The organism is Crenothrix polyspora (genome assembly GCF_900163755.1).
GTDB classification, from domain to species: Bacteria; Pseudomonadota; Gammaproteobacteria; order Methylococcales; family Methylomonadaceae; genus Crenothrix; species Crenothrix polyspora.
Genome location: NZ_FUKI01000013.1, coordinates 1 through 10828 on the forward strand (window position 1 = coordinate 1; position 10828 = coordinate 10828).

A 10828-nucleotide genomic window follows, 5' to 3' on the forward strand; every position below is an offset into this window, starting at 1 on the left:
AAAAAATCTGGAGGATATCAGGGCCGATAAAAAAATTTTAGATGGTTTTGCTACGCGCTTACTTCTGATCGAATCGCCCGAACAGTTCATTTCCCATGTGGTGAAACAGTCCGGTGGCGTACCGCAAGCCATTTACGACATGCTGGACGAGTCCAGCAAGGAGAGCCTGATTGACAAGAAAAAGGTACGCGCCATGCGTCATGAAGCAGGGGTCAAGTACCTGGACTTTACGCCGATGGTGATGATCCTTGGCGCGTTGATTGTGTCCATGCGTTACATCGGCATGGGTACGGGCGATAAGACGCTGTACATCATGGGCGGCATGGGTGCGGCGTTGTTTTTAACCTTTAGGTTCTTTATTTTTAAGGGGGTTGGGCAGTGAAAAAAAACAAGGTTGTCAGTGTGTTGTGTGAGGAAATCCGTAACGATATGGCCGCGTCCTACTGGTTAAAGTCGGTGCTGGCTTCGGCGTTGCAGCGTGATCCGGTGGACGCGGTGGCCGATGCGGAGGTGTTGGTGATGGCGTTGCGGGAGCGTTGCACTGGCGGGGATTCAAAGCTTCCGGCTTTTTTGTTCCAAGCGAAATAAAATATATTTAACGCCATTAAACTAATAAATTTAGTTGTTGTGTAGCTTCTCTTGCAACCATATTTTTATTAATGATTGATAAGGCACATCACGCGAATTAGCTGCCGCCTTAATCGCATCCAGCAAATGTTGGGGCAAGCGCAAAGAAATGGTTTTGGTGGTGGGTTTTAGGTTGGGAAATACAACAGATTGGGCTTGGCTCCAGTCCACATAATCGGTGGAGTCGCTGGCTTCCCAAAAAGCGCGTTCTTCTGCTTCGTTGGTAAATGAAGGGATAGTTTTAAGTGGTTTGCCCATAAATAGCTCGCTCTTTTCTGTGCATGTCCCTGGCCGAGATCACGCGGATAGTTGTACCGTGGCCACGTAAGGTAAACGTAATGTGCAGAAGCCTGTCTGTATCTGTTTTACCCAAAGCGTGAAACCTCGGCTCCTGCTGGCTGTGTTTTACATCGGCCAATAACAACAAGGGGGCGTTAAAAAACACCTGTTCGGATTCAGACATGGAGACACCATGCTTGGTGTTTTTAAGGCTATTGCCTTCGTCCCAGTCAAACCCTGATATTTTGGCTAAATCAATCATATTTGTATATTACTAACATATACAGACTGTAGCAAGGCTGGGTTTTATTTTCCATACTTTTTCGACCTACGGATAAAAATAATGCTAGCAGCCACCCACGCCGCCTTTTCAACCGTCATGTACTTGGGTGGCGCAACCGTCTTTGAGTACAAGATCGACCCCATAGCCTGGTGCTTGGCGATGCTGTTCTCCATCATGCCTGACATCGACCTGCCGACCTCCAAAGTCGGCAGGCCGTTGTTCTGGATTTCGGTGCCGCTGGAAAAACGCTTCGGCCACCGCACCATCACCCATTCCTTTGTCGGCATTGCCATCCTGGTGACGTTGATATCGCCGCTGTATTTTTATTTTCCCCTGTATTTCTGGGCGGTGCTCGGTGGTTACTGGTCACATCTGCAAATCGACATGGCCAATTTTCGCGGCGTGGACTTGTTCTGGCCGTCGCCGATCCGTGTCGTTATGCCGGGCAAACGGGCGTACCGGCTGGAAGTGGGCAGCAAGGCAGAAATGATTGTCTTGTGTTCCATGCTGGTATTTTGTGTGGGTTTATATCCGATGAGCAACTTGGGTTTGCGGGGTGGCTTACATCAAATCCTGAAGGATTTTGAAATCTCATACGATGAATTTATCGAGGTGCAGGGCGCAAACTGGTACACGCTGGAACTGAAAGCCATTGATAACCTGACCTTGGAGCATATCAACTGTGTATGCCCGATATTGGGCGCATGGCAAAGCGGCCTGATTATTGAGCATAACGGCAAGGTGCGTTCGGTGGGCAAAAGCCAGATGCAACATAACTTGTTTCCGGTCGATGCTGTTTTAATCAAAGGCGAACCGCTCAGGGTAATCTCGCAGCGGGTGGATATGAAGGGTAAGTCATTGCGGTGGCTGGTGAATAATTTGAAGGCCAATCATGGGTATTATCTGGTCGGTGAGTTGTATGTGGATGCCGACAAGGTGGTGAATGTGAGCCAGATTGAGGCTTACCATCCGGTGTTGTGGGGCGGGGATAAGGTGCGGCTGCATTATGCCAGGGCTGAGGATTTAGGCGAGTATTTGAATGTGACGGCGATTCGGGGCGAGGTGGTGGTGCAGTTTTGGTTACGGTCTCATGATAAGCCGGTGGAGCTTAATTTTGCTGGGGGTGCGGATAGTGAGGAGATGCCTGGGGTTTTGAGGGGGTTGTGATGGTGCTCTTTTACTCAGGTACTTCGATTTTTAATTGTCATTAAATTTTACTACATTCATTAAAAAAAACCTATGTCAAGTAAATATTGCCAATAATTAGTGGTAATATTTAACAGAAATAAATATACAGATATGTTAATAATAACGACAGCACAGATTGTACTACGCTTATCATCTAGGATTTAGTTTAGGCGGATGTCGGCTGTTGGAGTTACCGAAAATTTCATAATGACCCTGCTTTCGAAGATGTTGTTTAATTTGGAAAAATATTACAAACAACTTATTTTCGTGGATTAAATTGTTAACTGCTTTATTGTTTCATAGGGATTTATCCTAATGTGTGCAAAATTACTTGACACTCGCGTGAGAAATATGTAAGTTTTTAATTTAGTCGCTATTTGTTAGGTGTTTTACCCAAAATAATTTCTTTTTAAGTTTACGGTATCTTGCTAAGTATATTTTAGCTCTTTTAATTCATCTGGTTAACATTAATTGCATTGAATAAAATTGAGTGAAGATATTTAAATCTGATAATAAGTTTGATTAAAGTGGGGATGTAAAGTGAACAGAAGCGTATCAGTTTTTTTTGACATTGGTAATACTTTGGGGAGTCCGAAAATATCATCCCCTTCTTTCAGATTAGAAAAAATAGATATCTATCCATACATACCAAAAATCCTTCAGCAGTTAAAAAATAACGGCCTGAAAATAGGTGTTATATCTAATACTGGCAATGAAACGGAAGATGATATGACAAGAGTGCTTAAAGAAGCTGGAATTTATAGCTTTTTTGAGCCAAACTTACTTATTTATAGCTCTGTAGTCGGTGTTAGTAAGCCTTCTCCAGAAATTTTTTTGCTAGCTGCAATAAAAGCTGATTTTGCCAATATTCCTGAAAATTGCTTATATGTAGGGGAAGATAGCAAGGAGCGCAAAGCAGCTAATGATTTAGGTTGGCAAGTAGTGTCGCATCCATGTTTAGTTTGGGATGTACTAAATGGCAGCCGTTTGAGATATATTCGCGTCACTGTTCCAGCAGAGCAAAACGATCAAGCATGGCGATCGGTTATTAGGGAACTATCATCAGTAGTGCCATTATATGTAACTGGAGAAAATGGAAGCCAAGTTTACGCGATTGCTACAACCTCATCCATACCAACTCTCATCAATCTTGGCTTTCAAGTCGATTTTCTGGGAAGTGAGAACGATCCTTTAACAACAGAATTGTATCTGCTCCGAGACGATCGGCAAATTCGTACTGGATTTCTCAACCCTCAAGGGCAATCTAGTAACTTTTTTGCTGGTGATGAAGAATCTCAATGGGTTTTATCTGCTACCTCTGAAGGATTATATGTCGCCTTACCAAGCAATCATTCTGTGGAAGAATACCACTTTGAAGAAGCGTATCACGGACATAATCTCAAATTGTTACCAGATCCCAGCTTACTTGAACCGTTTGGGGAAGGTAATAACGCTAGAACAGCAGGATTTCTTCAAGCATCCAACGTTGAACGGGCTCTTAGCGATTTTGAATTAGAAAAGCTCAAAACAATTACAGCAGATTCAATTCGTGAATACCTAGAAAGATATGCAGGGATAACGCCGATTGATGAATCAACAGGAATTAAAATCAAAAGTCGACATATTCATAGCGCAGATATTGGTCTAGTTACAGAAGCTTTGGTAAAAGATTTCGAAAAAATTGGTGGCGGTAGCTTTAGCATAAAAATAGATCGATTTGTCCATGAAGGACGAGGGTTGGATAACGTAGAAGCAGAATTATGTGGTAGTGAATCAGAAGAAATTGTTTTAGTTACTGCTCATTTAGATTCTACGGCTGCTTTCAGTGATTATTCTTATAATCCCGAACGAGATCCCGCACCTGGTGCTGATGACGATGCTAGTGGTGTTGCCGCTGTCTTGGTGATCGCAGATGTTATCAAACAATTAGCCGTTATTAGACCGCCAAAGAGAACCATTCGGTTCGTTCTTTTTAACGCCGAAGAGCATGGTTTAGTAGGGAGCAAAGCTTACGCACGAACTCAAGCAGCTTTAGCGGCTCCTATTATTGGTGTCTATCAGATGGACATGATCGGTTACAATGTAGTCCCTCCTCGTTCCTTTGAGGTTCATGTTGGTTATGTGCCTTCAGCCGATGTTCAGGCTAGGTCTATAGCGCTTGCGGAACGAATTAAACGTTTGATCCCAGAAGTATCTTCCAATTTAGAACTCCCTCAAATTTATATACTGACAGATCCTGCTGCCGGAAGGAGCGATCATGCCAGTTTTCATGAACGAGGTTATGCGGCTTGTGTTACTTCTGAGGATTTTTTTATCGGTCCAGAACCAGGTTCTCCAGTGGCTGAGGCAAATCCTAACTACCACAAAGATAAGGATACCTTCGTAGATTTTGACTATGCCGCCGATATTGCTCGAGTTATTGCGGCATCTGCATGGTTGACAGCAAACTCATAATTTTTATTTAAATAAAGATATTATTACAACTTAAACTTAGCTTTTCTTATTTTCAAAATCACTAAAATTGAGGTGCGCGAATGAGACTTTCTGTTGATACTCGTAATTTTGATACCAATCGTGCGACTACCGCTCGAATGAATGAACTCAGTCAGGTTGCTGATTCTCTCTCAGAGGAAACCCCTATACTTAGGGTTATCGCCTTAAATTCGTTCACGGGCACCCCCAATAGTGTTTTGTTAAACGATGGGCCAGGCACAGAAGAACCTCTGATTGAGCAAGCCTTGACCTTTGTTGCTCAAACCAGTGCTGTCTTCGGATTCGCCCCTAGTGAACCAGTTGAATTTGTTCCGGATCCCACTATTGTAACTAACAGTTCCAAAAATAAAACAGTTCATCTACAACAAACCTATCATGGTATTCCCGTCTTTCAGATGGTTCGTACTGTCCTATTCTCTCCTAGTAACACAGTTAGCGGTGCAGTAGGGGACAACGTTAATCTTCCTTCTGGAATTGATATTGCACCACAAATTAACATTATTCAAGCAGTAATAGCAGCTGCTCAGTATGTGGCTAATCCTAATGAAACAGAGGTAATGATTGATGGTTGGGGAGAACCAATGATTCCAATCCGCGTTGATGTTTCTGATTATACTCCCCAAGTACTGGTGGCTTTTCCAATGCCGAGCCAACCGACTGTTTTGGATAAAGGGCCTTTTGCTGATTTAATTTCTGCTCATCTCGTTCTTTTCTACCAAAATCCTGAGACGCGACTTGGATGGTATATACGGATTACTCTGCCAGATTATCAAGACCAATACGAAGTCATTGTCTCAGCGGATCGTACTGAATCAGAAATTCTTTACTGTCAAAGTTTAATGCGAACAGTTCTGGCAGAGGGCAATGTTTACAAGGAAAATCCGAGTACTACACCACGGCAAATGATTCCTTTCCCTCAGAATTTGAATGATTATCCTGTTTCCCAACCCACCGGTCTGGATCCTCAGTTTCCTCGTCATTGGTGTAATAACGATAATTGCATTGGTAATAATACAATTGCCACATTAGGTAACTCTAGTACTACTCTTCAAGGCATAATCCAAAATGGGAAAGTAGTCTTCGATCCCGCCAATAGCATAGGGGATGACCAAAAGATTCTGAATATTTTCTATTTTTGCAATTATATGCACGACTTTTTCTATATGTTGGGATTTGATGAGGCCGCTGGAAACTTTCAAGAGGTAAATTACACGGGAAAAGGATCTGCTGGCGATCCAGTACAGGCGCTCGCGCATAGCGGAACAGTTAACGGAACAGCTAACATGTCTAGCCCTCAAGATGGTCGAAGACCTGTTATGAATATGGGGCTAGTGGCTTCAACTGGCCGTCATACCGCTTTTGATGCAGATGTTGTCTTCCATGAATTTACTCATGGTGTAACTAACCGCTTAGTAGGGGGGAGGATGAATAGTCCCATGGGGCTTCAACAACCACAATCCCGAGGCATGGGTGAAGGCTGGAGCGACTATTTTGCTCTGACGATTCAAAATTTCGGTAAGTCAGTTGAAAAAGTTGTCACTGGGGATTGGGTACTTAATAATTCCAATGGTATCAGAGGGCTAAAATATGATAGTAACTTCCCTGACCATTTTGGCAAGATTGGGGCGGGGCGTTACAACGAAGAGCACAACATCGGTGAGATTTGGTGTGCCACTTTGATGGAGATGAATCGTAAGATTGGAGAGACGCTAGAATCTAAAGACCTCGGTCATAAAATTGGCTGGCAAATTGTTATCGATGGGTTGAAACTTTCCCCCTCTAATCCCAGTTTCTTAGATGAGCGTGACGCAATTATTAAGGCACTCGATGGCTTGAATATATCAGGAATCTTGAATGGCGGTGATTACATAAAAATAAAAAAAGTGGTTTGGACAACTTTTGCCAAATTTGGTATGGGAATTAATGCAGATTGTATTGGGGCTTCACTCAATGGAATTGTTGCGGATTTCAATCTACCTACCGATTTGTAGCTGGAAATCAGGAGTAAATGGTAATTTTTTGTTCCACTATAGTAATTACTTGGAGTAAAAGCTGATGAATATTCCCCGTGACTCTCTTAGTCAAGGTTTTGAAAAAGCACGTCGAGGTATTCGCCAATTATCTCAATCAAGTGAAATACCCAATTTTAACAATACGGGAACTCGCGCCCTGGAAGCCTGGTTTTTAGGGCCAAAAGCAGAAAATGCTGATGAATTGGAGCGCTTTATAGTCGAAGCAATCAGAGATCAGGTATTTTGGCGTAGAAATTTTCATCCCAGCGATCCGACTCACATCACCAAGGAGATGAAACGATCGCCAGAATATTTAGAAGCGATGGATTCATTAACTGAGGGATATCAGTCCTTGCTTGCATTTCTGAAAAAATCTGTTCCATTCTTCAGTATGCGTTACCAAGGACACATGAATTGGGATTTAACTATTCCTGGTATCCTAGGCTATTTTGCAGCCATGCTATACAACCCTAATAATGTTGCTTTTGAAGGGTCAACAGCGACAACAATTTTAGAAATATTGGTTGGCGACGATCTTTGTAGAATGCTTGGATACTCCATTCCAGATGAAGAAAAAATTGAGAATGGAGCTATTCGACCTTGGGGGCATATTACCTGTGATGGCACTGTTGCGAATATTGAGGCTATTTGGTCGGCGAGAAATCTCAAGTTCTATCCTATGGCGTTACAGGCCGCTTTAAAAGAAGATCCCGCCTTAGCCAATGCTAAAGAAATAACCGTTACTCTGGGAACGGGCGAATTATTCTCTTTAATTGAGCTGGATGCTTGGTCAATACTTAATCTCAAAGCTGATGATATCCTCGCTTTACCAACTCGTCTAACTAAGGAATATCATATTTCACGAGATGCTATTACTGCTAGTGTCTCTCAATATTCCTTACAAAGTTTAGGTATTCAAGAATTTTCCCGCCGCTTTCTCAATCAGATTGACAAGTCTCCTGCCTTCTTTGTGCCAGGAACAAAACATTACTCATTTCCCAAAGCTGCTGCTGTCCTCGGTATTGGCGCATCCAACATGATTGACGTACCCGTAGATAAAGATGCAAGAATGAATATTGCAGCCTTAAAAGAATTGTTAGAAGAATGTTTAGTAGAGAAGAGACCCGTTTACACAGTGGTTGCGGTAATTGGTAGTACGGAAGAAAGTGCGATCGATCCTATTAAAGACATTTTGGCTCTCCGAGAAGAATTCCGTCTAAAAGGCTTAGAATTCACTGTTCATGGGGATGCCGCGTGGGGCGGTTATCATGTTTCTGTTATTCGTGATGATTTTGATATGCCAGAACCATTGGCTACATTCGCTCCTTTACCTCCACCTGTAGTGCCGTTAAAGCAATATGTAGTCGATCAGTTTGAAGTGTTGGGTAATGCTGATTCAATTACAGTAGATCCACATAAATCTGGTTATATTCCCTATCCAGCAGGAGCGTTGTGCTATCGTAATTCAGCGATGCGCGACCTTGTTACCTTTAGTGCCCCCGTTGTTTTCCACGGTGGAGCAGAGCCAACAGTAGGTATTTACGGAATAGAGGGATCAAAGCCAGGAGCGGCAGCGGCAGCGGTCTACTTAAGTCATCGTGTAATTCGACCTTCCAAGAGTGGCTACGGGAAAATCATTGGGCAGGCTTTGTTTAGTTGCAAGAAACTATATGCGCGACTTTTGTGTATGGCGAACCCCGAAGATCCTTTTGTTGTGATTCCCGTCTCTCGGTTACCTGCGGAGATTAACGGTTCTAATGTGAAACAACAGATTCAATTTATTCGTGACAGAATTGTGGGTAAAACAAACGAAGAGATTATTAAAGACAGTGAGGCAATGAAATTATTAGCAGAAATTGGGCCAGATGAGAACATTTTGGCTTATGCGTTTAATTTTAAAACTGCATCAGGAAAAATCAATACCGATCTACTCCAAACGAATCGTTTAAACAAAGCCCTTTATAATAGACTGAGTATCAATCCAGGGGAGGATATTTATAATTACGATCTGATTGTAAGTACTACTGATTTAAATGCCGTTCAATATGGGGATACTTTTATAAATGACTATAAACGCCGTCTAGGGGTTGGAGATTCGACTGGAACGTCAGTAACAGTACTGCGCTCTGTGGTAATGGATCCTTGGTTGACTGAAACCACCAAAGGTTCTTTTTTGGATATCCTTGAAAGTGAGTTTCGCAAAGCCATGACTGAAGCCATTGAAGAAATAGCGCTAACACAAATCAGGGGGTACTAACTAATGTCAAGAAGATTTACACTTTACTTTTCTTGGAGTCGTCCTCAAGAAATTGGGTCAGAGCTTGGAAAATTGGAAAACCGATATCCTGCTCTATTTGAATTTCGACGAGCAATATGGCCTTTGTATGAATGGACAGCAAGCCAAGAACAATACAAGCAAGATATTTCTGGTTTCTTAGATCACGTTGTTTTATTTGACTTTCAACACTTCAGTGACGTTATATGTGGAGTAACAGGTAATCCTGTCTCTTTGATACAACGGCAAAGTGAAAATGGTCTTGTTCAGTCACTCGATGAAAGTTTTCTTAAAGATATCGACACTCTGATTGTGGTTAGCTTAGATCACTTTACTACAGAGCAGAAACCCACAGAAGAAGAAATAAAAGCCATTAAGAAATTTTTAGAGCGTAAGGATACTTGTCTATTGGTCTGTCCTCAACACGATGTTGGTTCTTCTGATCAAGCTTCTCGTGAAGTCGAGTTTTTACATCACGGAGATCGTTTAGTTCCTGCCCAACAGAGGATTGGTGGATTTGCGAGAGCAATTCTAGCCGAACTTGGCTTCCCTATTGAAAACCAATTTGGACTCAATCCAGCTAAATCCAGCAAAGATAATTCTCCCGCTCCTTTGCTAAAATTTTCAGAATTAGATGATCTTAATATTCTTCAAGGTGTTACCACGTTCAATCTTCATGCTCATCTTCCTCATTATTTTGTCCCTGATTTCTTAAAAGAATCTGTCCACGTATTAGCAAAGCAACTTATTAATCCGGCAGCGTCAAACCATCCATTTGTAGAAGCTGGAAATCTTTACTTTAATGCGCTTTTGTGGATTCCTCCTAGTGGTAATCGGACGGCTAATATTTTTATATGCGACGCAACTTTATGGAGCTCCGCATTTAGTGGTGTCCAAAGTCTCGAAGTTTTTTGGCGAAATTTAGCTAATCTTCAAGGTGGCAAGAATAACTCATAGGGCGCAAAATATAGCCGTATGCTTTGGACGTATCCTAATTGTTTTGCTGCTTATGGTTGCCCTGTGCATTCATATAAGCACACAACACGCTGTTAATGCGGGTTTGGTAGCCTTTACCCTGCCCCTTAAACCAGCGCAGCATTTCACTGTCCAGCCGTATCGTCACGGTTTCTTTCGCTTCTGGGAAAACAAGTTTTGCAGTTTTCCAAAAATCTTCATCGGTCGGTTGTGCATCGGGGTCGGCCATAGCCGAGGCGTGTATGTCCGCATCCCCCATATTGGGTGCTAATCAACAAAAGGCTCTAAAGTTTCACGGGATTTAGGTAAGCGGTAAGCGCGTAGCAAAACCATCTAAAATTTTTTTATCGGCCCTGATATCCTCCAGATTTTTTCCGAGCCGACATTCCGCACCCCTAAATAAAAATTCAGCATTTAAATAACATATTGATATTTAATGAATTTTAGTATTTTTTTGGATTTTAGACTTTCGAATTAAAACAAGAAAAATTCATCTCTCGTTTGTTTTTTGTTAAATATAAGCTGATATAAATGACTTTGAAAATACGCCAAAAATTCGACAAATTTATAACATACTGAAATTATTAAATTAAATTTAATCATAAAATTATGAATAGGGGTGCGGAATGTCGGTCCGAGGATAACCGATGACACTCCAAAAACACCACATCAAGCACATTAAAAACTGGCAAGCCA

Annotated in this window: 9 protein-coding genes and 1 pseudogene; 7 read left to right on the plus strand and 3 right to left on the minus strand. The window is 42.1% G+C overall.

All coding sequences use genetic code 11. The features are described from left to right. A pseudogene (locus CRENPOLYSF2_RS00945) lies at positions 1-382 on the plus strand (hypothetical protein); the annotation flags it as partial. Next, positions 379-588 (plus strand): hypothetical protein, encoded by a 210-nt coding sequence (locus CRENPOLYSF2_RS00950; protein WP_087142099.1) that lies wholly within the window; start codon positions 379-381, stop codon positions 586-588. The pseudogene CRENPOLYSF2_RS00945 and the gene CRENPOLYSF2_RS00950, both read left to right, overlap by 4 nt. A 30-nt stretch (positions 589-618) precedes the next feature. Here the strand turns inward: CRENPOLYSF2_RS00950 and CRENPOLYSF2_RS00955 are convergent, their stop codons facing one another. Together CRENPOLYSF2_RS00955 and CRENPOLYSF2_RS00960 are read right to left on the minus strand one after the other, a co-directional pair. Further along, positions 619-885 carry a BrnA antitoxin family protein gene (locus tag CRENPOLYSF2_RS00955; RefSeq protein WP_087142100.1) on the minus strand — a complete coding sequence of 89 codons (267 nt, stop codon included), beginning with the start codon at positions 883-885 and terminating at the stop codon, positions 619-621. Continuing rightward, complete coding sequence (locus CRENPOLYSF2_RS00960) at positions 869-1168, minus strand: BrnT family toxin (protein WP_087142101.1); 300 nt, start codon at positions 1166-1168, stop codon at positions 869-871. The genes CRENPOLYSF2_RS00955 and CRENPOLYSF2_RS00960 overlap by 17 nt, the downstream gene beginning before the upstream one ends. A gap of 81 nt (positions 1169-1249) precedes the next feature. On the opposite strand from CRENPOLYSF2_RS00960, the gene CRENPOLYSF2_RS00965 reads away from it, so the two are divergent. The 5 genes from CRENPOLYSF2_RS00965 to CRENPOLYSF2_RS00985 all read left to right on the plus strand — a co-directional run bounded on the left by CRENPOLYSF2_RS00965 (position 1250) and on the right by CRENPOLYSF2_RS00985 (position 10114). After that, entirely contained in the window at positions 1250-2356 is a 1107-nt protein-coding gene (locus CRENPOLYSF2_RS00965) for a metal-dependent hydrolase (protein ID WP_087142102.1), read from the plus strand. A gap of 561 nt (positions 2357-2917) precedes the next feature. Next, positions 2918-4831, plus strand: coding sequence for a M28 family peptidase (locus CRENPOLYSF2_RS00970; RefSeq protein ID WP_087142103.1), 1914 nt, complete (start codon positions 2918-2920; stop codon positions 4829-4831). Between the two features lie 80 nt (positions 4832-4911). Then, entirely contained in the window at positions 4912-6861 is a 1950-nt protein-coding gene (locus CRENPOLYSF2_RS00975; RefSeq protein WP_087142104.1) for a M36 family metallopeptidase, read from the plus strand. A gap of 64 nt (positions 6862-6925) precedes the next feature. Next, complete coding sequence (locus CRENPOLYSF2_RS00980) at positions 6926-9139, plus strand: pyridoxal phosphate-dependent decarboxylase family protein (RefSeq protein WP_176370986.1); 2214 nt, start codon at positions 6926-6928, stop codon at positions 9137-9139. 3 nt (positions 9140-9142) lie between these two features. Beyond that, positions 9143-10114 carry a hypothetical protein gene (locus CRENPOLYSF2_RS00985; RefSeq protein WP_087142105.1) on the plus strand — a complete coding sequence of 324 codons (972 nt, stop codon included), beginning with the start codon at positions 9143-9145 and terminating at the stop codon, positions 10112-10114. Between the two features lie 34 nt (positions 10115-10148). On the opposite strand, the gene CRENPOLYSF2_RS00990 is transcribed toward CRENPOLYSF2_RS00985, so the two are convergent. Beyond that, complete coding sequence (locus CRENPOLYSF2_RS00990; RefSeq protein ID WP_087142106.1) at positions 10149-10391, minus strand: BrnA antitoxin family protein; 243 nt, start codon at positions 10389-10391, stop codon at positions 10149-10151. Positions 10392-10828: the final 437 nt, after the last annotated feature.